The following is a 24,600-nucleotide window of genomic DNA, read 5'->3' as shown; positions in this document are numbered from 1 at the left end:
CAAATGACACAACCTCAGCAACAATGGACGGAAACCATCGAGGCGCAGCACTCGCTATTTGACCTGAAACTGAGCGAGGTGTGGCGCTACCGGGACTTAGTCTACATGTTCGTTAAGCGTGATTTTGTGGCCGGATTCAAACAGACAGTACTCGGGCCGCTGTGGTTTTTCATCAACCCGATTCTCACGACGGTTGTCTATCTCGTCATTTTTGGAAACATCGCCAATCTTTCAACAGATGGCGTCCCAAAAGTTCTTTTCTACCTTGCCGGCGTTACGCTCTGGAACTATTTTTCCTCGTGTCTTACCGGCGCATCGAGCGTTTTCACCTCAAATGCAGCAATTTTCGGAAAAGTATATTTCCCGAGACTCGTGATGCCGCTGACCATCGTGATTTCCAATCTGATGCGCTTTGGCGTACAATTTCTGCTGTTCCTTATTGTTTTTATTTACTATTTAATTCAAGGTGAAGTACAACCAAATATTTGGGTTTTGGCTACACCTTTCTTAATTTTTTTAATGGGTTGCTTCGCACTCGGCATGGGGATGATTTTTTCGGCTCTTACCACTAAATACCGCGATCTGCAGATGCTTTTGGGCTTTGGCGTGAGCCTTTACATGTATGCCACGCCAGTGGTTTATCCGCTTTCAGCCTTATCCGGAATCTGGAAAAAACTCGCCTATTATAACCCACTCACCGGAATTTTTGAATGTTTTAAATATGGCTGGCTCGGCTCCGGTGATTTTTCGGCGATACTGCTTGCAGTGAGTTCTACTATCATCTTTGCGCTGCTGGCCATTGGCACCGTCATCTTTAATAAAGTGGAGAAGAGTTTCATGGATTCGGTGTAAAGAGCAAAGTAAAAAGTGAATGGTGAAAGTCTTATCCAGAAATTAAAACTTTGAACATTTGAACATTTGAACAAAATTGAACAACCGAACCATTAAACAAATTTGAACAATAAAGAATGCTTGCATTAAAAGCTGAAAATATTTCGAAACAATACCGCCTCGGGCAGGTCGGGACAGGTACGCTTTCGCATGACCTCAACCGATTTTGGCACAAAGTGCGCGGGAAGGATGACCCGTATCTCAAAATCGGGGAAACCAATGACCGTGCGACGAAAGCAGAATCCGAGTACGTCTGGTCACTGCGCGACATCAGTTTTGAAATTGAGCAGGGCGATGCTGTCGGGATCATTGGCCGGAACGGTGCAGGAAAATCCACTCTTCTGAAGCTTTTAAGTAAAGTCACTAAACCCACCACAGGAAAAATTTATACCAACGGCCGTATCGCCTCACTTCTCGAGGTAGGCACCGGTTTTCATCCTGAAATGACGGGTCGCGAAAACATTTTTCTTAACGGCGCGATCTTAGGGATGACCCGAAAGGAGATCACGCGCAAATTCGATGAGATTGTCGATTTTTCAGGCGTTGAAAGATATATCGATACACCGGTAAAAAGATATTCGTCCGGCATGTACGTGCGTCTGGCTTTTGCTGTCGCGGCGCATTTAGAATCAGAAATTTTAATTGTGGACGAAGTATTGGCCGTTGGCGATGCAGAATTCCAGAAGAAATGCCTGGGCAAGATGGGCGACGTGAGCAAAGGTGAAGGACGCACGGTTTTGTTTGTGAGTCATGATTTGAATGCGGTTTCGCAAATTTGTAATACGGGCATCTTACTGAACAAGGGCATTGTAGAGCACATCGGCACCATACGCGACACTGTTGCGACGTACCTCAATGCTGATAATGATGATGCAATCTATTTAAACACACTCAATAATTCCCACAAGGCCATATTCATTCAGCAGATCGAAGTAACCCGGGATTGCGGAGGGGTTTCCAATGAGTTTACTTATGACGAACCCATCAATTTTAAATTCAGTCTCAGTATGAACGGACCGCCTCCGAAAGCAAGTTTCTTTGTGACCGTACTCGATTCCCGGAAACGAAGAATATTTTCCTGCGAACGCGAAAATATAAGTGAATACATGACGCTTACCATCGAACCTAAAACACTTGTCCGCGGCAAATATTCGATTCAGGCGTTTATTAACCAACCCAAAATCGCCCAACTTGACATGGTAGAAGATGTGTGCAAATTTGTCGTGACCGACCCCAATTCATATTTAGCAAAACACGGCGAATATGATTATGGATCGGTTTTCGGAAGATATAAATGGGATTAATATGATAAATAAGCTGAAAAAACTTTGGGAGGTTTACCGCAAAGAACGCTACCAGGAAAATTTGCGGCACGTGATGGATCACAAAACCGGACTTACCCCCGCAGAACACGCACGCCTTTTAGCTTTTCCCGAATTTGTGCCCGGTGAGGCAAGCCTTTTCGGACAACCGTTTTCATTTTCGCACGGCCCTTCTTTAATTCACTCTGTTGACGAAATTTTTAAGGAAGAAATATACAAATTCACCTCAGAAAGTCCCACCCCGTACATCATAGACTGCGGTGCAAACATAGGTTTGAGCGTTCTTTATTTTAAAAGGTTATTTCCCAATTCTGAAATTGTCGCTTTTGAACCTGATGAGAAGATTTTTAAAATTCTCGAAAGAAATACGAATAGTCTCGAAAATGTAACCATCGAAAAAAAGGCTGTCTGGACGGAGGAAACTACGCTGGAATTTTTTTCTGAAGGTGCTCTCGCGGGATCTGTGGTTACCGATTTCAGCAATAAAAACAACATCATTGAGATTGAGACTGTCGATCTGAAAAAATTCCTGAATAGAAAGGTCGATTTTCTAAAAATCGACATTGAAGGAGCGGAAAACACTGTCTTTTTCGATATTGCAGACCATCTTCATCATGTGCAAAATCTTTTTCTGGAATATCATGGTCTTATTGGCGAACCCCAGAATTTAGGCGAAATCTTAAACGTACTGAAAGAAAAAGGCTTTCAGTATTACATCAGGTTAGCAGGCGAGACCATCAAGTTCCCATACTGTGGTGAAAAACCGTCAACGTTTAATCAACAGCTGAATATTCTCTGTTATCGAACTTGAAACTATGGAAAATGCCTTAATCTCAATCTGCATACCCACCTACAACGGCGAAAAATATTTGCAGGAAGCCCTGGATTCGGTGACCAAGCAGACGTACAAAAACATTGAGGTCATTATCTCTGATGATGTATCCGCGGATGCCACGCTGGAGATCGCGGAAAATTTTAAACAACAGGCTCCATTTCCTGTTTCTATTTTTAAACATGAGCCTGCCGGAATTGGCGCCAATTGGGATCACTGCATTGAAAAAGCCACTGGCGAATGGATAAAATTTCTGTTTCAGGATGACATTTTAGAACCAAACTGTCTTGAGGAATTCTTAAAAGTCCAACAGAAAACGGGCGAACATGTCTTTTTTTGCAAACGGATGATAATTGATTCTATTGGAAAGGACATTTCAGACACCTCCTACATTGCAGATCTTCAGAAGCGAATCCTGCCGGACCTTGCTGATTATATGGTATTTTCGAAGAAAGACCTGAAACTGATTGGTAAAAAAAAAGCGCTAAGCCACAATTTCATTGGCGAGCCGGTCGCGGGTTTTGTGAGCAAAAGCGCATATCTGAAAACGGGTCTGCACAATCCCAAGCTGAGGCAACTTCTTGATTTAGAATATAATTTGCGCTTGCTTCGCAATTTCAACATCGTGCTGATCAATGAAAAACTGGTGCGTTTCCGCGTTCATCCTGAACAGACCACCCAACAAAACCGGCGCAAAAACATCAACGAACATTTGATTTTAGACCACTATATCATCCGGAATTATTATAAATATCTGGGCCGTGCTGCCATTTTAGGCTATTTTTATGAAAGGTTCGGTTTTCTTAAAAACCTGCGCGGCAAAATCCCATTCTAATGCATCCTAAAGTCTCCATCATCGTCCTCACCTACAACCACCAGGATTTCATCGGAAAAAACCTGGGCGGTATTTTCATGCAGGATTTTGAAGGTAATATCGAGCTGATTATCTGTAATGATGCTTCCACCGACAATACAGACGCGAAAATCCGGCAAAAGATTGCGGATGTACCGGCAAATTTTAAAGTCAAATATTTCAACCATCCAAAGAACCTTGGCGCCACGCCTAATTTCTATTTTGCTTTGAAAAAGGCGACCGGCGAATTTCTCGCCTTTTGTGAAGGTGACGACTACTGGACCGATGCCGCGAAACTCTCGGTGCAGCTAAAACTGATGGACGGAAACCCGGATTGTGCGCTGACATTTCACCAAGTCATCAACGTTTCGACGCATAGCGAGTATGACGGAAAAATATTTGCAGAAATCCAGGACCGCGAATATTCTGCTACCGAAATCTATCGTCACTGGATTATCCACACCGCCTCGGTGGTGATGCGCCGCGATGTACTTGAATCTGACGCTTTTAAAGTCACACTCCGGGATGCGGATTTGCTGTATTTTGACACAATTCTTTTTTTGGCAGCCTCTACCACGGGAAAGTTGATCGGTATCAGCTGTACAATGTCTGCGTACCGTCGTCACGAACAGGGTATTTCGTTCGGCCACAACTTAAATAAAGATTTGCGGCACAACACCTTAGACCAAACCATCGGTGAGTATCATAAGGGTAAAATAAAAAATCTCGCAGACTGGCAGATATTTTCGCGCAGCCGGCTGGGTTTCAGTTTAGCAATAAAAAAGAGGAATATAATGACAGCCGCGAAATTCCTGTTTTGGATTTTAAAGAAGTACAAAATCCTCACAATTTATATAATCAAAAATGGCAGCATTAAGGATCGCTTTTCTCAGCAGCCAGCCACTTGAGGACCGGCGGCATTGGTCCGGCACCATGTTCAAGATGTACGAATCCCTACAGGCGCAGGGCTTTGATATCGTCTGGATTCCAACCGGGAAATTTTCGGCAAGGGAGGAAAAAATATTTGCTTCTATTCAAAATATTTACGAACGCACTTTCCGCAGGCGCTTCAATTCTCATCATTTTATTTTAAAAGCTTTCCTTGCATCCAAAAAAACCCAAAAAATCCTTCAAAGCACAGACTACGACCTGCTTTTTTCCCCAACCTATATTAATGAAGTAGCTTTTTTAAACATTACTAAACCGATCCTATACCTAAATGACGGAACTTTTAATAAACTGATTGGTTATAACCCCGGCTTTTTGGGCATGGGTTGGCTTTCAAAAAAAATCACGCGTCTGCTTGAAGAAAAGGCATTCAATAACGCTAAGCAGCTCGTATTTTCATCGGATTGGGCTGCCAAAGACGCAAATAAAACCTACGGAATCCCCTCGCGAAAGATTTCGGTCGTAAAGTTTGGAGCAAACCTCCGCGTGCCCAATTTTGCATTGCTGGAAAAGGATTATTCCGGACCATTAAACATCTTGTTTTCGGGTGTCGGCTGGGAACGGAAAGGTGGCGATATCGCACTTGCAGCCGTAAAAATTCTGCACGAAAAAGGCTATGACTTAAAATTTAAGATTATGGGCTGCACGCCCGATGTGCAGGAAGTATTTGTAGAAATCATTCCGTTTTTAAATAAAAATTATCCCTGCGAACTGGCCGAAATAGAACGTCACCTGTCCGAAGCCCATTTTATGTTTGTGCCCACGCGCACCGATTGTTCTCCGATTGCTTTTTGCGAAGCCGCTGGATTCTCCTTGCCCGTCATAAGCACTGATACCGGCGGTGTTCCCTCGATTGTTGAGCACGGAAAAACGGGCTTTCTCTTACCCGAAAATGCAACCGCTGAAGATTATGCCAACCTGATCGAGCGCGAAATATTAAATAAAAGAGTGCGTCTCAAAGAACTTTCGGAAAATGCTCGCCATAAGTATGAAGAGGAACTGAACTGGCAAGTTTGGGCAGAAAAAATGAGCGAAATCATTAAAGAAATTTCAGCTAAAAATGCGTAGATAATTGCGGAAACCCAGTTTCCATAAGACCCAAATCTGACTGTGACCATTGAGTCGCGCAATGGAATTGAAATTCCTGGCGGCGGTCTTTTTTGCATCTGCCGGAATCCTGTTTCTCAGCAACTCACCAAAATAGAGCAGTGAACCTTTCGGATTGGTTTCCATCAGCTCTCGGTAATTATCCGTAAGCCCATCTGCCTGATATTCACAGTGATAAATAAATTCATTAAAATAAAGAAGCTGATACTTTGAGGCAATTCTAAACCAGACGAGCGATTCTGTTATAAACTTTTCGCCTGAAAAAACCGGGAAAGGAAATTCTTTAAGTACTTCAGTTTTGTAGATTTCCGCTAAGTCAAAATTATTTTTAAACCGGTACCTCATCTCCAGCGGCGTACTGACGCGCTCGGTGAAGGGAAAATCGTGCATTGTGTCACCGAAAGACCGTTTGCCTACAATTCCAGCAATTTCAGAAGACTGAATACGCTCTGTATATCGCAGTGCAACAGACAAAGCTTCTGCCGGCAACCAGTCATCACTGTCTACGATGAAGAAAAAGTCGCCCTCAGCGTGCTCCACACCGAGATTAGTCGCCGCATGTTTCCCCTGATTTTCCTGCTCAAAATAGCGAATTGGAAAGCTTGAATTTGAAATAAATTCTGAAACTACTTTTTTCGTTTCATCTGTTGAACCATCATCCACAATCACCCATTCAAAATCATTGAAATCGAGCTGTGTAATGCTCTCAAACAGCCGGGGCAGCAAATGTGCACGATTGAATGTAGGTGTGAAAATGGTGAATTTCATGTATGTACAAATTTAGTTACTTTTACTATCTGTATGAAAAAAACTATTCTGTTCGAAGTCGATTTCAAAGACTGGGCTTTTTACTTCATGGTAAAATCCTGGTCACTGAAATTAGCCGACGAATACGTTTGCTACTATGTCTGCAATGAACCGTACCGAATTAAAGCATTAAAAAAAACAAATCGGTTTCAGATTTTCATATTGAATTTAATTTCCACGGTTCGTTTCCAGCTTCTTAAAGTGGCTTCCTGCGAAAAGCGGAAAGTACAGTTCATACATCCCTCAGGCAACTATTCTTACCCAAGGTTTACAAAAAACACAGTGGTTCCATTCAATGATGAAAGTACTGAAACCGAAAAATTACACTTCGATTATGTCGTTTCGATGGCATATTTCTTCCAGTACAGCTCGGAGATCCCGTTTAAAGGAACTAAAAATTTAGTAGGAATTTTTAATGATTGTTTTCCGCATCTTGGTCCCGAGTTCGACATTAAAACAAGGACGAATGTAAATGCGCTTTCCCGCGCAGAATTTTTTGAAAAGTACCTTAAACACTACGATTTCCTTCTGTTGGCCAACGATAATCTCATCAATGCGTACAAGCAGTACACGCCGAACCTTGAATTTGCACTCGGAATATATAAAGAAGAATGTTTCGGTTTTAAGAAAGTCAAAAGTGAAGTTTTCACTTTAGGCTGGACAGGAAATCCGCACCGGCCCGTGAAAGGGTTTTTCGAAATCATCGAACCAGCAGTGAAAAAAGTGTTGGCAACAGGCCGAAATATACGCCTCAAGACCTCATTTGATGCGCCTTACGAAGAAATGATCGAGTTTTATAATGATGTGGACCTTGCGGTGATCGCGTCCAGTGGCGATGGTGCACCAACGATGTTTTGTGAGGCCAGTCTTTCGAATATTCCGTCGGTTTCCACGTTTATCGGGCTGCCGTCAATGGTGATTCAGGATGGCGTAAACGGGATCTTTATCAACCGCGATATCGATGAAATGGCCAACGCGATCATTTACCTCTACGATAACCCTGACGTACTTGAATCTTTTGCACAAAGGATTAAAGGCGATTACTGCTCTGTAATGAGCAATGAAAAAAACATCACAAAAATCCGCGCTGTGCTGCAAAAATTAAAATAAAAAGGTCATTCGGCATCGCCAATTTAAATTTCTATTAAATGAAACCCAAAGTTTCCGTCATCACCACCTTCTACAACTCAGTTTCACTGGGGAACTTTGTACATCGTGCGATGGATTGTTTACTTGCCCAAACCTACCACAATCTCGAGTTGATCTGCGTAAATGACGGTTCTAAAGATGAAACACTCACACAGCTGAAGATGTATGCTGAAAAAGATTCACGTATTTTAATCATTGATAAACCCAACGAAGGAACCGCGCAATATGCAAAAGCGGCCGGACAGGACGTTGCCACAGGTGATTTGGTGATGCTTTTCGATCACGATGATTTGCTTTCCGCGGATGCTATTGAAAAAGGGGTTCAGGCTTTTACAGAAAAACCTGCTCTCGGGATGGTCGGAATGATTGTGAAAACCGTATTTCCCGATGGAAATATTAAAAACATTTATTCGCTGCATCAGCCGCTCGATACAGAGTCCGCTTTTATTCCGCACCAGATCAGCGGCGAAGATGCGCTGCGGCTTACGCTGGGACGTTATGATTTCCATTTCCGTGGAATTTACCGCCGTGAAGTCTTCCAAAAGGTGTCGTTCAGGTTTACGGAAAAACTTTTGAACGCAGATGAGATCGTGGAGAGATTAATCTTGAAAAACGTAAAACTAATTGGCTCGTGCAGCGGTATTTACACACATTTTGTCCACCCCGATTCTTCGGCTAAATCATTTAACATAAAGAAAACCGATCTGGTGGTCACCGATATGTATATGCGCAGTTTCGCTAAAAACCATGGCATCTACAATGAAAGGAAGGAAGTTTTTGAGCTGGTTGCGTATAAAAATCTGATCGATGCGATGAAAGCCTTCCAGCATTTTCGCAAAGAATTGCCCGCTGAGGAATCTTACAGACAAAATGAACGTCTCCGAACCGCGTTTAGAGAAATTGACCGGCCGGTTTTATTTAAAAACTTTAATGGTTTTATTCGGTTCTATCACCAAATTTTATTGTCAGACTACAACCTTTTCAGCCGCTTTTATCAAATAAAAAAATGATCAGCGGTAATACATCCAACGGAAATACTGTACAGCCAAAGCCGGCGGCAGAGCAAGTTTGAGTGATTTTTTCTTCACAGAACTACTGAAACCGGGACTGAAATAATCTTTTAAGCGCAGATTTGGGTACTTTTTGTACCGCCCGAAACTGTAAAGCCATTCTCGCGCGTCCTGTTTTGCCTTCCAGTTCATCACTAAAGTCATCGTTTTATAATTCACAATGTGCGTGCGGATCAAATTGCGGATTTGCGGGTCTTTAGTTGATTCTAATGACTGTGTGAAATGTTCTATAATTGTGGCCCAATTGTCAAAATGCCGCCTGTTTCGGTTGTGAATCACCGATTTTTCATGCAAAACATACGTGTATGTCAGCTCCTTTCGCAGTGCTATTTTGTTAAGTTTGAGCATGGTATGAAAAGTCCAGAGTTCATCCTGCGCAAAAAGACCGGGCACGAACCAAAGTTCATTTTTGCGAAGAAACTCCGTGAGCATTAGCTTATTAACAGCGTAAGTCACCAAGTCGCCGTCTGCAAAAGCCTTCATCACCGAAAGATTACCTTCAATCACTTCCTGATTTGACAACAGCGGGATACAGATCGATTTTTCACCTGATTTCAACTGCTCACATTCGAGTTGCGCGACGGTCATTTCAGCGCCGGTCCTTTCGGCGGTTTCAACGAGCACTTCTATGCAGTTTTCCTTTAAATAATCGTCACTGTCAAGAAAAAAAAGATATTTCCCGCGGGCAGTTTCGATTCCTTTATTCCTTACCACCGAAAGCCCGGAATTTTGTTCTAAATGGAAGATTCTCCAGTTTTTTAACTGATTTTTTTGGATAAAACTTTCTGCAATGTCAACACTTTTATCCGGCGTTTGGTCATTGATCAGCGTTACTTCAATGTTTTGGTAAGTTTGCGCACGTACCGATTCAAGGCATTTGACAATAAAATCTTCGCAGCGGAAAAGCGGGATCGAAACGGTAACCAAAGGCAGCATCTGTGTGATATTTCGTCAAAAATACTTAATTATATTTTCAAATTCTTAGATTTGTCTGCACCACCAATGCACACAGGATGATAAAAAGTTTACTCGCCAAATCGGTTTCGAAGCTGTACGAAATTCTGCACAGGCTGCGCGCTGACGCACAGCGGCAGCAGTTTTCGGTAAATCCGGAAAGCGACGTACACAGCAGTTTCCGGCTTGGGACGCACAATAAAATTGGCATTGACCCTTCAGCCAAAATTCAGATTGCGGAAAACGTCACGATCAATGAATATAATCTGCTTACCGTGAAACCGCGGGCAAGTTTTTTGGTAGGTCGCGGGACATACATCACACGCTCCACAATCACTTGCCTGGAACGCATCGAGATTGGTGAAAACTGCCTGTTCGGTGAAGGTTCGAAAATTTTCGACCACAATCATCAGCATACTTCTGAGCCATTTTCAGTTTCCAAAACCGAGTTCAACACTGCTCCCGTAAAAATCGGCAATAATGTATGGACGGGTGCCAACTGTGTCATTCTGAAAGGCGTCACGATAGGCGACAATGTAATTTTGGGCGCAGGTTGCGTGGTGCACAGAGACGTGCCCGCAAATTCGGTGGTGGTTGCCAACCAAAATCAATCAATAAAAAACATTTAAAGTTGTATGCTATTCTCGGTTCTTGTCCCGCATTACAATCATTTTGAATACTTCAAAAAGTGCTACGAAAGTATCTGCGCACAGACCTACCGCGATTTCGAGATTATTCTGGTTGATGACTGTTCTACGGACGGTTCTTTTAAAAAAATCCAGGCATTTACCGAAGGAAATTCGAAAATTAAGGTTTACAGGAATGACAAAAACCGTGGCGTAGGTTTTACGAAACGACGATGCGTGGAGCTGGCGAAAGGAGAAATCTGCGGTTTCGTGGATCCGGATGACGCACTTCACGAAAATGCGCTCGAAATAAGCATCAACAACTTCGATGAAAAGACGGTTGCAACCTATTCGCAACTGTATTTATGCGACGAAAACCTTGATGTAACGAAAATCTTCCCGAATACGGCAAAGGTCCGCAACGGAAAAGCGCTCTTCTTTAACATCCATTTCGAGGTGGCGCATTTTTTTACGTTTCGTAAATCGGTGTACAACCTTACGGATGGAATTAATCCTGAGCTCCGCGTGGCTGAAGACCAGGATTTGATCCTGAAACTTTATGAGAAAGGCGATTTTAAATATATTCCGCAGCCGTTGTATTATTATCGACTTCATTCCGGCGGACTCTCGCACAGCAAAGATTTAGAAAAAACAAAGAATGAAAGTTGGCACCGGGTACTTTCGGAAATAGCGGCCAGACGGGGTTTGGATACAATCTATGGCGTCAGGCGAGGTGACATTTCGAATCTTCCGGAATTCATTTATAAAAAAGAAAACACTACAATAAAACGCCTGTTGCGGAAAATGAAATGTTTTAAATGTTTTCCGTGTCGAAAGGTCAATCTTTAATGAAAACCCCAACATATTTCCCCTCAAAACTTACGATTTCGGGCTGAATATCATTCGCTTCGCAAAAGTCTCTAAAAGCAGCATTATCACCGATATCATCGCTGATTAAAACCCCGCCGCTGCGCAGATGAGCGAAAAGCTCGTGGTAAGCCCACATGCGGCCATCGTAGCTTTTGTCACTTTCATAAAGCAATTCAGTCATTTGTGGAGGTTTTTTTATAAAAATAGATTATTTGATCTATTTTCTTTAAATTCCATGTTTTTAAAGCCAAATATACGCATGCCTCCTACCCGAAAGATTAAAGTCCTCTTCAGACACCGTTCCATGGAAATGGGCGGCGTGGAAAAAGTATTATTGAGTCTGCTTACAAACCTGGATCCGGAGAAGTTTGAATTGACGGTTTTATTGAATTTAAATCAGGGCGAACTCCGCAATGAGATACCGACGCACATTCGCAAAGTGGTTTTGGCCAAAGGCAGGGAAGACCTGTCCGGAAATATTTTAATTCAAAAAATACAACTGGTGGCAAGGCGATTGAAACTCGAAAAACTGCGCCGAAACCCGCAGATAATTGACCGTGATTATTTGAAAAAGTCTTTCGACATCGAAATTGCGATGACGTACAACGATTTTGAACCGGTGCTGAATTCATCCAACAAAAAATCAAAAAAAATAGGCTGGTTTCATTCCGAAATCAACGAAAGGCAACTAGCGGTCCTGGTTCCGCAGATTCTGAAGCAGTTCCCGCAGTTCGATCATATGGTGTACTGCTCAGAAAATATCAGAAAACTGATGCACCGTGAGCATCCAAACCTTGCGTATCCGCCCGAAAGCGTGATTACGAATGCAGTTTCAACCACAGAAATTCGGCGAAAAGCTGATGCGTTTGTTCCGGAAATGCCGTCAGCACCGGTTTTTGTGGCGGTCGGTCGGCTGAATACGCGGAAAGGTCTCCACAAATTGATGGAAGCGCACGCGAAACTTATTTTGGAAGGTTTTCAGCATGCGGTAATGATCATCGGTGACGGCGAAGAACGCGCAAACCTGTTCGAACAGCGAAAAAAGCTTAATGTGGAAGAAACTTTCATTCTCGCCGGCAACCAAATGAATCCGTATCCTTACATCAAAAACGCTGATTTTTTCATATTGCCAAGCGAATCGGAGGCCTGGCCGCTAGTGATTGCGGAGGCGCTGATTCTGCAGAAACCCATTATCGCGACTGATACCGGTGATGTGGGATTAATGATCAGAAACCGCGAAACCGGATTATTGGTTCGCTACGACACCGACGAATTATATAAAACGATGCATGAGTTCCTTACCGACAAAAAACTGGTTTCGGAAATTCAAACGAAGCTATTAAATATTGATAATCAATTTGATAATAAAAATATTTTCCGCGAAATTGAAGAACTTCTGATAAAGACTTACCAAACTTTAGATTGATCTGTGGCAAAAAAGAAAATCCTTATCCGAATCGGTTCGCTGCGGCATGGTGGCGCGGAAAAAGTGCTTGTCACTTTTCTAAACAATCTGCCGCGGGAAAAATATGAAATCGACCTGTTGCTGAATCTATATTCGGGAAAATATTTAGGCGAAGTTCCTGTTTTTGTAAATGTTCTGTACCTGAATAAAGGCGAAATGATTACCACGAACCGCACGCAGGATTTGCCTCGTAAAGTTTACAGAAAAGTGTATCAGGCATTTTTAAAAAAATTTCCGAAAGTCCTGTACAAAAGCATCCTGAATGGAAAACAGTATGATATTGAATTTGCGGCTATCCATGGTATGCGCGATGATATTTTAAATTCGCCTCTGAAATCTTCAAAGAAAATCGTCTGGATTCACAATGACCTGCGAAAAACGCATTTTCACAATTATAACGACGCTGAAATCCGGAAGTTTTTTGGATTTGATAAAATTGTGGTGATTTCTGAACATATTAAAAACGATTTTGAAAAACTGGCGCGAAACGATTTTGAAAGACAGAAAATTTTGAGGATCTACAACCCGCTCGACACGGAGAAAGTCATCGCCAGCGCGGGGAAACCTTTAGAAATTGCCAAATCCAACGTGCCGACATTCGTGGCAATCGGTACCGTTTTTCCGCAGAAAGGTTTTGACCGTCTGTTGAGAGTGCAGCGCAGACTTTTGGACGAAGGGTTTAGTTTCAATGTGAAAATTATCGGCGACGGATATGATTTTGAAAAGATTAAAAAACTTAAAGAAGACCTTAATTTAGGCGATTATGCAGAAATGACCGGCTTTTCAAACGATCCGTATCCACACCTAAAGGCGGCTAATTTTTTCGTCCTCAGTTCCCGATATGAAGGCTTTCCGACTGTACTGTCTGAAGCCGTGACTTTAAAAAAGAACATCATTGCCACGGATGTTTCGGGTGCGCGTGAGATTTTAGAAAATGGAAACCTCGGATTGATCGTAGAAAATTCTGAAGAAGGCCTGTATGAAGGCTTAAAGAAAGCGATGCAGGATCATGAAATCTTCCTCGAATATCAGCAAAACCTGAACAATCATGTGCTGCCATTCAGCCTTGAAAACTCGGTGCGGGAAATTATGGATATCATAGACGGGCTCTGATTCGAAATATCTGCTAACTTTGCTCTGATGCCGAAAAACAATATCATCCAGAAAGATTTCTACCGCGAAAGCGGCAAAATGCTTGATACACCGGGCATCTGGATGAAATGCGTAAACCCGAATCTTCATTTCATTTACATTTTAAGGAAAACCCAGCGTCACCCGAAAAATTCAATTCTGGGAATGTTTTGGCGACTGGTTTTGCGTCATCATCAGATAAAATACGGTTTCCAGATTTATCCGGAAACGCAGATCGGGGCGGGTTTTTACCTGGGACATTGGGGCGCAGTGGTTATCAATCCAAAAACGAAAATAGGTCGTAACTGCAACGTCGCGCAAGGTGTGACGATCGCGCAGGCCAACCGCGGAAAAAAAGAGGGCGTACCCACCATCGGAAACGAAGTATGGATCGGGCCTAATGCTGTTTTAGTCGGTAATATAACGGTTGGAAATAATGTATTAATTGCACCGAACGCTTACGTAAATTTTGATGTACCGAATGATTCTGTAGTAACCGGCAACCCGGCGACCATCATTCCAAATCCGGCCGCAACGGAAGGCTACATTGGTAATAAAATTGAGGATTGATCTACTGTTACACGTACTTTTTTGTATTAAATCTTGTTAATTTTAGCCCGTTTTAAATTCTAATTTTTATTTTTGTGCGCGTTCGGAGCGGTGCTTTTGCACGAAACCGACAATCAAAACAGGTTCATTAGCCCCAATATGAAAAGATCTTACGAAGTAATATTTGAGAATAACCGAAAGTGGGTTGAAAGTAAACTGGCAGAAGACAAAGACTTCTTCAAAACACTTTCAAGCTCACAAAATCCTGATTATCTGTACATTGGATGTTCGGACAGTCGGGTTTCGGCGGAAGAGATGATGGGTCTGAAACCGGGCGAAGTCTTCGTTTCCAGAAACGTTGCGAACCTGGTGAACAGCCTCGACCTGAATGTAACTTCAGCCATACAATACGCGGTACAGCATCTGAAAGTGAAACACATCATTGTTTGCGGACATTACGGCTGCGGTGGCGTTCGGGCAGCGATGACTCCCGAAGATTTAGGCATCCTGAACCCGTGGCTGCGCAACATCCGCGACGTGTACAGGATTCATCAGCTAGAATTGGATGCGATTGATGACGAGCAGAAACGGTATGACAGGCTCGTGGAACTCAATGTTTTAGAGCAGTGCATCAACGTGACAAAAATGGCGGTTGTACAGGAAGAATATCTGGTAGATGAATATCCTATCGTTCACGGCTGGGTTTTCGACCTACGAACGGGTAAGATAATCGATCTTGAAATTGACTTTGAGAGTACGCTGAAAGATATTCAGAAGATTTACAACCTTACCAATTCTGATTGGGTGATGAGCAAGAAAAAAAATAAAAACCTCATCTGATTTAGATAAAACAATATGAAAATCTGGAGTATCATTACATTGACGGTCTTCCTGAATTTTATGGCTTTACCAAGTATTGCCGTAGCTTTCGGGTGGAATTTGCCGGCGACCAATGTGGTGATATCCGAAGAAGAGAGCCAGCATTCTCCGTTGGTTATTAACGAAAAAACCGTTCCGGACACTTTGAATGTCCATGATTTTCTGAAATTTTTCCAGGCTGACCAGAACAGCAAATCTTTCCTCTGGACTGATGATTCTGTTCATCTTTCGCCTTTCCTCACTATATTTTCTCCACCTCCGGAAGCATAATTTTTTCTCCGATTGTATTTGTAGCTGTTTCCATGCCGAAACGGACACAAATCTGTGATTAATAATTATTTTCCAACACAGTAATTTACTCATACGCAGTATTTTACGTTATACCACTTTTTCTAAAATGAAAAAAGCAAAATCTATATACGGAGGGATTAAAGAAAATTTCCCTTCCGGCCTCGTCGTCTTTCTTGTTGCACTTCCGCTTTGTTTAGGGATTGCACTTGCATCCGGCGCACCGCCACTTTCCGGCATTATTGCAGGAATCATCGGCGGCCTTGTTGTGGGTTACCTCAGTAATTCCAACATCTCTGTTTCCGGACCTGCAGCCGGCCTTACTGCAATTGTACTTACGGCCATTACAGATCTTGGCGCATTTGAGCTGTTTCTGTGCGCCGGACTTATTGCCGGATTATTTCAACTGATTCTCGGTTTTGTCCGCGCGGGAAGTATCTCGAACTATTTTCCTACCAATGTGATTGAAGGAATGCTCGCCGGTATCGGGATCATTATTATTCTAACCCAGATCCCGAATGCATTCGGCTTCACAAACGGTTTCGAGACCAAAGAAACGCTATTCGAAAACGGTTTCAATCCGGCTTATTTCAGCCAGCTTTTGTCCGGAGTTCACATGGGTGCGGTGATCGTGACGTTGGTTTCCGTTTCAATTTTGCTTGCCTGGGATAAATTTCCATTTTTAAAGAAAATAAAAATCATTCCGGGAGCGCTTGTAGCCGTAGCAGCGGGCATCCTGCTCAATTATATTTTCGTTGTATCCGGAAGTTCGTTAGCGATCGGACCTGAGCATTTGGTTTCGCTTCCGGTTCCGCAAACCGCGGCAGACTTTACGAATATGCTGGTTTTCCCGGATCTGAACGGTTTTCTAAATCCTAAAGTGTGGATCGTCGGTGCAACAATCGCGATTGTGGCATCTATTGAAACGCTTCTTTGTATTGAAGCTTCAGACCGCCTCGATACGCACCGCCGGATTACAGATACCAATCTTGAACTCCGTGCGCAGGGTATCGGAAACCTGCTTTCCGCCGCGATTGGCGGCCTTCCGATGACTTCGGTTGTAGTGAGAAGTTCCGCGAATGCAAATGCCGGTGCAACGTCAAAAACTTCAACCATGATTCATGGCGTGCTGCTTTTGGTCTGCGTACTTTCAATACCGTTTATTTTGAATTTAATTCCGCTTGCCACACTTGCAGCAGTTCTGATTCTGGTAGGTTACAAACTCGCGAAGCCCGCAACCATCATGCACTTCTGGCATAAAGGCAAATATCAGTTTATCCCGTTTATCGCCACCGTGATCGCAGTAGTTTCATTAGACCTTTTAAAAGGTGTGGGAATCGGATTGCTGATTTCAGTTTTCTATATCCTGCAGGGAAATATGAAGAGAGCTTATTATCTAAGCCGCGAAGATCTGGATGACGCCGATGATATCAATATTAAACTGGCCGAGGAAGTTTCATTTCTGAATAAAGCAGCCATCAAGAAAACACTTAAAAATGTAAGACCAAACTCAAAAGTGTGTATTGATGCACGCTCAACGTCCTACATCGCGACCGACATTCTGGATATGATTCAGGAATTTGCCAACATCAGAGCGAAAGAAGAAGATATTGAAGTTACCCTGCTCGGTTTCAAAACATCTTACCGCGAATACGCAGAAGACGAAGATTCGCACGTAATCATCGCACACAGAAGAGCAATATAATAGTTAAGTAATAAAGAATTTAAAAAAATAATGAAAGCACATACATTAGAAACCCAAACCACAACCACTCCGGATAAAGCCCTGAAATTTCTGCAGGAAGGTAATCAACGTTTTGTACAGAACCTTAAAATGAACCGCAACTTATTAGAGCAGGTGAATGATACCCGCGCCGGACAATGGCCTTTCGCCGTGGTTTTAAGCTGTATCGACAGCCGCACTTCTGCGGAACTTATCTTTGATCAGGGATTGGGAGACATTTTCAGCATCCGTATCGCCGGGAATTTTGTAAATAAAGACATCCTTGGCTCAATGGAATTTGGCTGTAATGTTGCAGGCTCAAAACTTGTTGTCGTCTTAGGCCACAGCAAATGCGGCGCACTGAAAGGCGGTCTTGATGCGCGTAGTATTGAACCGGCCGGCATGGAAAATCTTAACCATCTGATCAGCAATTTTGAAGGCTGCATCAACGAGATTCTGCGCGAAGGTGAAGAGCGTTCTTCCTCAAACAGCGATCTTCTCGAAAGGGTGAACATCTGTAATATCAAACGCACCATTTCGGATATCCGTACGCAGAGTTCAACGCTCCGTAAACTGGAGGAAGAAGGCAGCATAAAGATTGTGGGCGCAAATTACTGTGTTGAAAGTGGCGTTGTAAGCTGGCTTTAATTATTTACCGTTAAATCCGGTCATCGCATTCTGAATTCCGGCGAAAACAAAGGACAGACATGCTTTAGAAAACTTCTCGATTCTTTCGGGAAGTTTTTCTTTTTCGTCTTCGCTCCATTTTCCGAGCACATAATCAACCTGTTTTCCTTCAGAGAATTCAGCCGAAATCCCAAACCTGAGGCGTGGATAATTTTGTGTTTGTAGCTGCTCCTGAATACTTTTCAAACCGTTATGTCCGGCATCTGAACCCTTCATTTTCATCCTAAGAGTCCCGAAAGGCAGAGAAAGATCGTCAGTGACAATCATTAAATTTTCGACCGGAATATTTTCTTTCTGAAGCCAGAATTTCACGGCGTTTCCCGAAAGATTCATATAAGTATCGGGCTTTAAAATAAAAACCTTCCGGCCTTTATACTTGCCTTCAGCCATCAGACCAAAATTGGAAGATTTGAACGGGGCACCAATGGTTTCTGCGATCTTTTCAGCAACTTTAAACCCGACATTGTGCCGGGTTTCAGTGTATTCATCTCCTTTATTGCCGAGACCGACGATAAGATATTTCATCTGAAAAATTCTATTTTGTGTATTCGAAAGTTAAAGTTCCAGCATTTTCGGATGCAGCTGCTTTAGTTGGATAACCATCAGCATCGTACGTATATGTGTAAGTAACTGTCTGGCCTTCAACGCTGACTTTTATGTAATTATTGGCTGAAAAAGCGGTAACCGGAGTGGTATCAGTACCAAAAACCGCGCTTACGATATTGAAAACTTCAGGCAAAGTATTGAAAGGATTTTTGTAAGAATCATAATCACTGAAGTTGGCAGTGAGTACAATTGGCGGAATCGTAATGGGCGGCATACTCATCGTAGATTTCCAGACGGAGATATTGTTTCCGCTGTAGGTAATATCATTCTGCATCGTGAACATATCGTAAGTCACAGTGGGATCAGAGATGTCGATACCCTGCATTTTACTTACGATTTTCGAAACTTTTCCGGCGGCATAACTCGCTGTTATGGTATTGTTAAACGAATTACCCGAATCTTCCACACCCGTACCTTTAGCTTCCGTAAATTTCCCGTTGGTATAGGAAATATCAAAATTGGTGGTCGTAACGGTTCCTCCATCATCCTGAACCACTTTTATCTTGCTGATGTTATTGTTGTCGTAAATCAGGTCATACGACACCGAATTATCGCTTGATCTAACATTCGTCAGCTTACCAAGTGCATAATTATATGTTATCGTATAATTTCCGCCTGAACCATCGGGCGCTGTAAGTTTATGAAGCAATTTCGACGTGCCGGACCCGCCGCCGCCAGTTGGTGCATCTGTATCAAGCCCAAAAAGCAGGTCGCCGTTCTCATCACGGCCGGGCTGGCACGAAACCACGAAAGTGAGGCTGATTATTAAAATTAAAAATGATTTTATTGTTTGCATTGTATATTTACTTAAAGCAAAAGTACTCTTTTTCTAAAACTTTAAACTTGGCCCAAACTTCGTATTTGGAGGCATTGACGGTTAATCAAAAATGGGCTCCACTAAGCTTTGCGTCAGGGTGTCGCCCCATGTACTTGCATTTTTATCAGGGTTATAAAATAAAGTAAGAAGAACCTCCTCGTTTCGAACCTCACTAAAAAAATCTTTTCCTATCACAAAATTCTTTTTAATAAGCCTCATAATCTCGCCATCCTGGGAACTGCCGAAGTTCTGGAGAGCTTCAATTTCCTCAACTTCAGATTTACCGTTAACTTTAAGTTTATAAACCGCAAATGACCGTGCCGGTTCTGTAATTATATAGCTTTTAAAATCACCGTCGGAAATTGCAGAAACGGAATTATCTAAATAAAATGCCTGCGCCAGATCACTCGGATTTGAAGCTAAAAACTCAAGCGCCGCGCGTTCTAAGGCCAGTGTTCGGCTGTTTTCTTTGATTTCCGATTTGGGTGTACAGGCTGAAACGGTGAAATATTTACCCGTAGTGGCGTTATTACCGGAAGTTGTCATCGACATTATCGTATCGCCATCGTTACCTGACAAATACATCAAAAACTTTTGTCCCTGTTTAATCTGTACTTCACACGCAGCGCTCTGAATACCCCCCATTAATCCGTGTACTTCTAAAGTATTGATCTCTTTGCCTTTATATAATTTCAGAACCTTTACATCAGCTAAATAAGTGCGCGATTTTGACGACGAATTACGGATTTTTAAAATTTCAATCTCACCTACGAAATCCGATTTCTGGAAATTAATTCCCACCATTCCCAAACTGCCGCATTTGCACGCCAACAATGTGGAATACCCCGCAATAAACAGAAATAACACAAATATTTTTTTCATCGATTTTGTTTTATGCAATAATCCTTTCTAAAACCCGGTTCACCTCATCCACATTCTGCACATTTTCTTTGCGCATCATCAGTTGGTTGCCTTCTTTGTTCACTTTTTCTTTTAATGTGGCCTCAGCAGGATTTTGGTGAAGATAAGCGATAATGTTTCTGAATTTCTCGCTTTGGTAAAATTTATCCTGCGGATTTGGTGGAAAGTAGCCCAGGAAAACACCGTTTTTCACCACGATCTTATCGAAACCAATTTCAGCCGCAATCCATTTGAGCTCAACAGATTTCAACAGATTTTTAGCTTCAGGCGGTAATGCGCCGAAGCGGTCGTTAAGTTCGTTTTCAAACTTTCTTAAATCTTCGCGGTTCTGAATTTCAGCCAGTTTTTGGTAAAGTGAAAGTCTTTCTTCAATGCTTTGAACATAAACATCAGGCAGCATCAGTTCAAGATCAGTGTCAATATTTACTTCTTTGGTGGATTTAAATAATTTTTTGCGGTCTTCTTCATTTTCGAAAAGTTCGCCGAATTCCTCATCATTCTGAAGTTCTTCCAACGCTTCCTGCATAATTTTCTGGTACGTATCAAAGCCCATTTCGTTGATGAAACCGCTCTGTTCACCGCCAAGAAGATCGCCCGCACCACGGATTTCAAGGTCTTTCATCGCAATCTGGAAGCCGCTTCCAAGATCCGAAAACTGCTCGATCGCCTCCAGTCTTTTTCTTGCATCCGATGTCATCATATCAAACGGCGGCGTAATCAGATAACAGAAAGCCTTCCGGTTGCTTCGTCCTACCCTTCCGCGCATCTGGTGCAAATCGGCCATCCCGAAACGCTGCGCATCGTTGATGAACAAGGTGTTGGCGTTCGGCACGTCCACGCCGCTTTCTACAATAGTCGTCGAAACCAAAACATCATATTTACCTTCCATGAAGTCAAGTACGTTGCGTTCGAGCTGTTTGCCTTCCATCTGTCCGTGGCCCGTAATTACCTTAGCATCAGGCACAAGCCTTTGGATAAGTCCGGCGATATCCTTTAAATTTTCAATTCTGTTATTGATGAAATAAACCTGGCCGTCGCGCTGGATTTCGTATGAAATCGCATCGCGGATAATTTCTTCACTAAAACCTACAATACTGGTTTCTACCGGCTGACGGTTTGGCGGCGGCGTCTTGATCACCGATAAATCCCGCGCGGCCATCAGCGAAAACTGCAGTGTCCTCGGAATAGGCGTCGCGGTTAACGTCAGCGTATCAATGTTATTTTTTAAAGTCTTGAGTTTATCCTTCACCGCCACACCAAACTTATGTTCTTCATCGATGATCAGAAGACCTAAGTCCTTGAACTTCACCGTCGGACTTACCAACTGATGCGTTCCGATCACGATATCCACCTTGCCTTCTGCCAGACCTTTCAGCGTCTCCGATTTCTGTTTTGCCGTGCGGAAGCGGTTCAAATAAGAGATGTTTACCGGAAAATCTTTAAGCCTTTCCTTAAAACTTCTGTAATGCTGGAAAGCCAGAATGGTCGTCGGCACTAAAATCGCAACCTGTTTGCCATCCGTAGCTGCCTTGAAAGCTGCCCGCACCGCAATTTCCGTCTTGCCGAACCCTACATCACCACAAATCAGCCTGTCCATCACGGTTTCCTTTTCCATATCGGTTTTCACGTCGAGCGTCGCTTTTTCCTGATCGGGCGTATCCTCATACAAAAAACTGGCTTCCAACTCGTTCTGTAGATAAGAATCGGGTGTGAAGGCGAAACCTTTCGCGGTTTTTCGCTTCGCATAAAGTCTTATCAAGTCGAAAGCGATCTGTTTTACTTTCGCTTTAGTCTTTTGCTTTAATGTTTTCCAGGCCGGCGAACCCAATTTGCTCAAAACGATTTCTTTTCCGTCCGGGCCGTTATATTTTGAGATTTTGTGCAGTGAATGAATGCTTACGTACAGCAAGTCGCCGTTTTTATAGGTGAGTTTAAAACATTCCTGCACTTTGCCGTTGTTGTTTACTTTTACCAAACCCATGAATTTGCCTATGCCGTGGTCGATATGCGTGATATAATCACCGACTTTCATCTGCATGAGGTCTTTCAGCGTGAGCTGCTCAGATTTTGCAAAAGTATTTTTAGCTTTAAATCTTTGGTAACGGTCGAAAATCTGGTGATCTGTGTAAACCGAAATTTTGTGGTCGGCATCTACGAAACCTTCGTGAAGTTCAGATTTGAAAGATTTAAAGAAAATCTTTGAAACACTCACCGAATCAACATCTTCAGATTCAAAATCGTCAGAATTTCCCGTCGAGATCTCTTCAAAGATTGCCTCAAGCCTTTCTTTTTGCTTCTCTGTGGAAAACGAGATCCAAATATCGAAATTGTCACGTCGTTTTTCTTTTAAATCATCTATCAGCAACTCAAAATTCTTGTGGAAACTCGGCTGCGGACTTTGGCTCAGTTCAATTTCTATTGTGTTGCCGGTTCCAGACTTTAATGGTTCGATCGTAAAATCAATAAGCTTGAAGCGCTCCAGATTTTCAGCGAATTCGCTGTCGGACACGAAAAGTTCTGTGGGCTTTTGATGCTTGATGTCTTTGTTTAAATTTTCGAACATTTCCTCCGCCTTCGCAAAGAAATCTTTGATCTTCCTCACAGCCAAAAAGGCGTTGTTCGAAATCACGAAACTGTCTTTCGGCAACAGTCCAAATAGCGGCACTTTGCTCCCTGAGACCGCGAAATTCATGTTCGAAACCAACTGAAATTCGTTCACTTTGCCGTTGGTAAGCTGCGTTTCGATATTAAATGTTTTAATGCTTTCGATTTCATTACCGAAAAAAGTGATTCGGTACGGCTCTTCATTAGAATAAGAAAACACATCCACAATGCCGCCACGCACGGAAAATTCGCCGGGCTCCGACACAAAATCGGTAAGCTGAAAATTGAACTGTTGCAAAAGTTCGCCAGTGAAATCGAAATCCAGGCTTTCACCCACTTTTATGCGGTGCGAAATCGCATTGAAATCTTCTTTTTTTAATACTTTCTCGGAAAGGCTTGCGAAAGATGCGACGATGACCTTATGTTTTTTAGACGCATTCAGCTGATTAAGTACATCCGTTCGCAAGACCAGATTTGCATTTTGCGTTTTCTCTATTTGGTAAGGCGCAAGATGGGTCGCCGGGAAATAGAGCACATTTTCCTTGCCTAGCAGATCTTCCATTTCGGCAGTGGCGTAAAGCGCTTCTTCTTTATCTTCGATTAAATAAAGAATGGTTTTTTTGCGCGTAAGAAAAAGTTCTGCTGCGAAGACAGACGGCGATGAACCTGCGGAACCCCGTACAGAAAGGCGGCTATGATCATCTATATTATTAAAAATCTCTGCACCGAAACCACTTTTGAGCATATCGGGCAGGAAGTTTTGACTTATGTTTTTTAACTGCATTTAAATAATTTGGGAATTTCGATGAGAAGATCTCAAACGTCAAAAACGATTCCGGAAAATTTCCGGAACCGTTAAGACATGCAAATTTAAGATTTTATTTGTCAAAATTTATTAGCTATTGGGCAGCAAACTGTTATCCAAATACTTTTAAAGCAATGTTTTAGTGGCACACCGTTTGAAAAGTCACACGCGTTAACCGTAAAAAATAGTATTATGAAAAGGATTGCATTTAAAACTAAAACCTCAATCTTCCGAAAGACTGCCAAATTCGCAGGACTTCTGATGTTAATTTTCTCCGTTTTCGCGCTGAGCTCATGCAGCCGCGACGATGATCCGTCAGACAACGATTTCTTTGCCGGCACCTACCGCGGAACACTCACGTATGATGACGGCACCACCTCGATTACAAAGGAAAACGGAAGCGTATTTGTAACGAAAATCGGCAGCGCTACGAAGTACAACTTCAGATTTTCAGACGGAATTCCGGATATCAACGGAATCGAATTCCAGAAAGAAGGCGACAACACAATGGTGATGTTGGGTTCTACGGCAACATCGTACATCAGGATCGACAATAAAGACCTGAAAATATTTTACAGCAATAACGGAAAAACCTGGACGGCTAATGCCAACCGATAGTCTGTAACGACACTATACACTGAAACTGTTTCAATTTTATTGAAGCAGTTTTTTTGTATTTTTAAACAAAATTAGCCA

25 protein-coding genes are annotated in these 24,600 nt (G+C 42.6%); 18 read left to right on the top strand and 7 right to left on the bottom strand.

Annotated elements, in window-relative coordinates; genetic code table 11:
• Nucleotides 1-3: 3 nt before the first annotated feature.
• The 6 genes from H9628_RS03775 to H9628_RS03750 all read left to right on the top strand — a co-directional run bounded on the left by H9628_RS03775 (nucleotide 4) and on the right by H9628_RS03750 (nucleotide 5,914).
• On the top strand, nucleotides 4-852 hold the full coding sequence (locus tag H9628_RS03775; RefSeq protein WP_251832782.1) for an ABC transporter permease: 849 nt from the start codon (nucleotides 4-6) through the stop codon (nucleotides 850-852).
• Nucleotides 853-968: 116 nt separating this feature from the next.
• Nucleotides 969-2,195 carry an ABC transporter ATP-binding protein gene (locus H9628_RS03770; protein ID WP_251832781.1) on the top strand — a complete coding sequence of 409 codons (1,227 nt, stop codon included), beginning with the start codon at nucleotides 969-971 and terminating at the stop codon, nucleotides 2,193-2,195.
• A 1-nt stretch (nucleotide 2,196) separates the two neighbouring features.
• Nucleotides 2,197-3,024 carry an FkbM family methyltransferase gene (locus H9628_RS03765; RefSeq protein ID WP_251832780.1) on the top strand — a complete coding sequence of 276 codons (828 nt, stop codon included), beginning with the start codon at nucleotides 2,197-2,199 and terminating at the stop codon, nucleotides 3,022-3,024.
• Between the two features lie 4 nt (nucleotides 3,025-3,028).
• On the top strand, nucleotides 3,029-3,880 hold the full coding sequence (locus tag H9628_RS03760; protein ID WP_251832779.1) for a glycosyltransferase family 2 protein: 852 nt from the start codon (nucleotides 3,029-3,031) through the stop codon (nucleotides 3,878-3,880).
• Nucleotides 3,880-4,806 (top strand): glycosyltransferase family 2 protein, encoded by a 927-nt coding sequence (locus H9628_RS03755; protein WP_251832778.1) that lies wholly within the window; start codon nucleotides 3,880-3,882, stop codon nucleotides 4,804-4,806. The genes H9628_RS03760 and H9628_RS03755 overlap by 1 nt, the downstream gene beginning before the upstream one ends.
• Entirely contained in the window at nucleotides 4,763-5,914 is a 1,152-nt protein-coding gene (locus tag H9628_RS03750) for a glycosyltransferase family 4 protein (protein ID WP_251832777.1), read from the top strand. The genes H9628_RS03755 and H9628_RS03750 overlap by 44 nt, the downstream gene beginning before the upstream one ends.
• Here the strand turns inward: H9628_RS03750 and H9628_RS03745 are convergent.
• The gene (locus tag H9628_RS03745; RefSeq protein ID WP_251832776.1) at nucleotides 5,897-6,721 is read right to left on the bottom strand and encodes a glycosyltransferase family 2 protein; all 825 of its coding nucleotides are present in this window, start codon (nucleotides 6,719-6,721) and stop codon (nucleotides 5,897-5,899) included. The genes H9628_RS03750 and H9628_RS03745 overlap by 18 nt on opposite strands.
• A gap of 33 nt (nucleotides 6,722-6,754) precedes the next feature.
• Between H9628_RS03745 and H9628_RS03740 the strand changes: the two genes are divergently transcribed.
• A complete protein-coding gene (locus H9628_RS03740; protein ID WP_251832775.1) occupies nucleotides 6,755-7,870 on the top strand; it encodes a glycosyltransferase in 1,116 nt (371 codons plus the stop codon).
• Nucleotides 7,871-7,908: 38 nt separating this feature from the next.
• Complete coding sequence (locus H9628_RS03735; protein WP_251832774.1) at nucleotides 7,909-8,919, top strand: glycosyltransferase family 2 protein; 1,011 nt, start codon at nucleotides 7,909-7,911, stop codon at nucleotides 8,917-8,919.
• Here the strand turns inward: H9628_RS03735 and H9628_RS03730 are convergent, their stop codons facing one another.
• Entirely contained in the window at nucleotides 8,920-9,915 is a 996-nt protein-coding gene (locus H9628_RS03730) for a glycosyltransferase family 2 protein (RefSeq protein WP_251832773.1), read from the bottom strand.
• Between the two features lie 77 nt (nucleotides 9,916-9,992).
• On the opposite strand from H9628_RS03730, the gene H9628_RS03725 reads away from it, so the two are divergent.
• A complete protein-coding gene (locus H9628_RS03725) occupies nucleotides 9,993-10,562 on the top strand; it encodes an acyltransferase (RefSeq protein WP_251832772.1) in 570 nt (189 codons plus the stop codon).
• A gap of 6 nt (nucleotides 10,563-10,568) precedes the next feature.
• Nucleotides 10,569-11,408, top strand: coding sequence for a glycosyltransferase family 2 protein (locus H9628_RS03720; protein WP_251832771.1), 840 nt, complete (start codon nucleotides 10,569-10,571; stop codon nucleotides 11,406-11,408).
• Here the strand turns inward: H9628_RS03720 and H9628_RS03715 are convergent.
• Complete coding sequence (locus tag H9628_RS03715; RefSeq protein ID WP_251832770.1) at nucleotides 11,398-11,610, bottom strand: hypothetical protein; 213 nt, start codon at nucleotides 11,608-11,610, stop codon at nucleotides 11,398-11,400. The two genes, H9628_RS03720 and H9628_RS03715, sit on opposite strands and share 11 nt — an antisense overlap.
• A gap of 78 nt (nucleotides 11,611-11,688) precedes the next feature.
• On the opposite strand from H9628_RS03715, the gene H9628_RS03710 reads away from it, so the two are divergent.
• From H9628_RS03710 to H9628_RS03680, 7 genes are all read left to right on the top strand, one after another.
• The gene (locus tag H9628_RS03710; protein WP_251832769.1) at nucleotides 11,689-12,855 is read left to right on the top strand and encodes a glycosyltransferase; all 1,167 of its coding nucleotides are present in this window, start codon (nucleotides 11,689-11,691) and stop codon (nucleotides 12,853-12,855) included.
• Nucleotides 12,856-12,858: 3 nt separating this feature from the next.
• Nucleotides 12,859-14,007, top strand: a complete 1,149-nt coding sequence (locus H9628_RS03705; protein ID WP_251832768.1) for a glycosyltransferase — start codon at nucleotides 12,859-12,861, stop codon at nucleotides 14,005-14,007.
• A 27-nt stretch (nucleotides 14,008-14,034) separates the two neighbouring features.
• Nucleotides 14,035-14,595, top strand: a complete 561-nt coding sequence (locus H9628_RS03700) for a serine acetyltransferase (protein WP_251832767.1) — start codon at nucleotides 14,035-14,037, stop codon at nucleotides 14,593-14,595.
• Between the two features lie 138 nt (nucleotides 14,596-14,733).
• Nucleotides 14,734-15,414 carry a carbonic anhydrase gene (locus H9628_RS03695; RefSeq protein WP_251832766.1) on the top strand — a complete coding sequence of 227 codons (681 nt, stop codon included), beginning with the start codon at nucleotides 14,734-14,736 and terminating at the stop codon, nucleotides 15,412-15,414.
• A gap of 15 nt (nucleotides 15,415-15,429) precedes the next feature.
• Complete coding sequence (locus H9628_RS03690; RefSeq protein WP_251832765.1) at nucleotides 15,430-15,723, top strand: hypothetical protein; 294 nt, start codon at nucleotides 15,430-15,432, stop codon at nucleotides 15,721-15,723.
• Between the two features lie 127 nt (nucleotides 15,724-15,850).
• Nucleotides 15,851-17,446, top strand: a complete 1,596-nt coding sequence (locus H9628_RS03685) for a SulP family inorganic anion transporter (RefSeq protein ID WP_251832764.1) — start codon at nucleotides 15,851-15,853, stop codon at nucleotides 17,444-17,446.
• Nucleotides 17,447-17,476: 30 nt separating this feature from the next.
• Nucleotides 17,477-18,112: a carbonic anhydrase gene (locus tag H9628_RS03680; protein ID WP_251832763.1), complete on the top strand. Its 636-nt coding sequence runs from the start codon at nucleotides 17,477-17,479 to the stop codon at nucleotides 18,110-18,112.
• On the opposite strand, the gene pth is transcribed toward H9628_RS03680, so the two are convergent.
• The 4 genes from pth to mfd form a co-directional block, all read right to left on the bottom strand.
• Complete coding sequence (gene pth, locus H9628_RS03675; protein WP_251832762.1) at nucleotides 18,113-18,676, bottom strand: aminoacyl-tRNA hydrolase; 564 nt, start codon at nucleotides 18,674-18,676, stop codon at nucleotides 18,113-18,115. It abuts the gene before it with no gap.
• A gap of 10 nt (nucleotides 18,677-18,686) precedes the next feature.
• Nucleotides 18,687-19,553, bottom strand: a complete 867-nt coding sequence (locus tag H9628_RS03670; protein WP_251832761.1) for a hypothetical protein — start codon at nucleotides 19,551-19,553, stop codon at nucleotides 18,687-18,689.
• An 81-nt stretch (nucleotides 19,554-19,634) separates the two neighbouring features.
• Nucleotides 19,635-20,456, bottom strand: a complete 822-nt coding sequence (locus H9628_RS03665; RefSeq protein WP_251832760.1) for a hypothetical protein — start codon at nucleotides 20,454-20,456, stop codon at nucleotides 19,635-19,637.
• Nucleotides 20,457-20,466: 10 nt separating this feature from the next.
• Nucleotides 20,467-23,883 carry a transcription-repair coupling factor gene (gene mfd / locus H9628_RS03660; RefSeq protein WP_251832759.1) on the bottom strand — a complete coding sequence of 1,139 codons (3,417 nt, stop codon included), beginning with the start codon at nucleotides 23,881-23,883 and terminating at the stop codon, nucleotides 20,467-20,469.
• Between the two features lie 213 nt (nucleotides 23,884-24,096).
• On the opposite strand from mfd, the gene H9628_RS03655 reads away from it, so the two are divergent.
• Nucleotides 24,097-24,522, top strand: coding sequence for a hypothetical protein (locus H9628_RS03655; RefSeq protein ID WP_251832758.1), 426 nt, complete (start codon nucleotides 24,097-24,099; stop codon nucleotides 24,520-24,522).
• Nucleotides 24,523-24,600 lie beyond the last annotated feature (78 nt).

Source organism: Kaistella pullorum (assembly GCF_014837035.1).
GTDB classification, from domain to species: domain Bacteria; phylum Bacteroidota; class Bacteroidia; order Flavobacteriales; family Weeksellaceae; genus Kaistella; species Kaistella rhinocerotis.
This window is presented reverse-complemented; position numbering and strand designations above follow the sequence as displayed.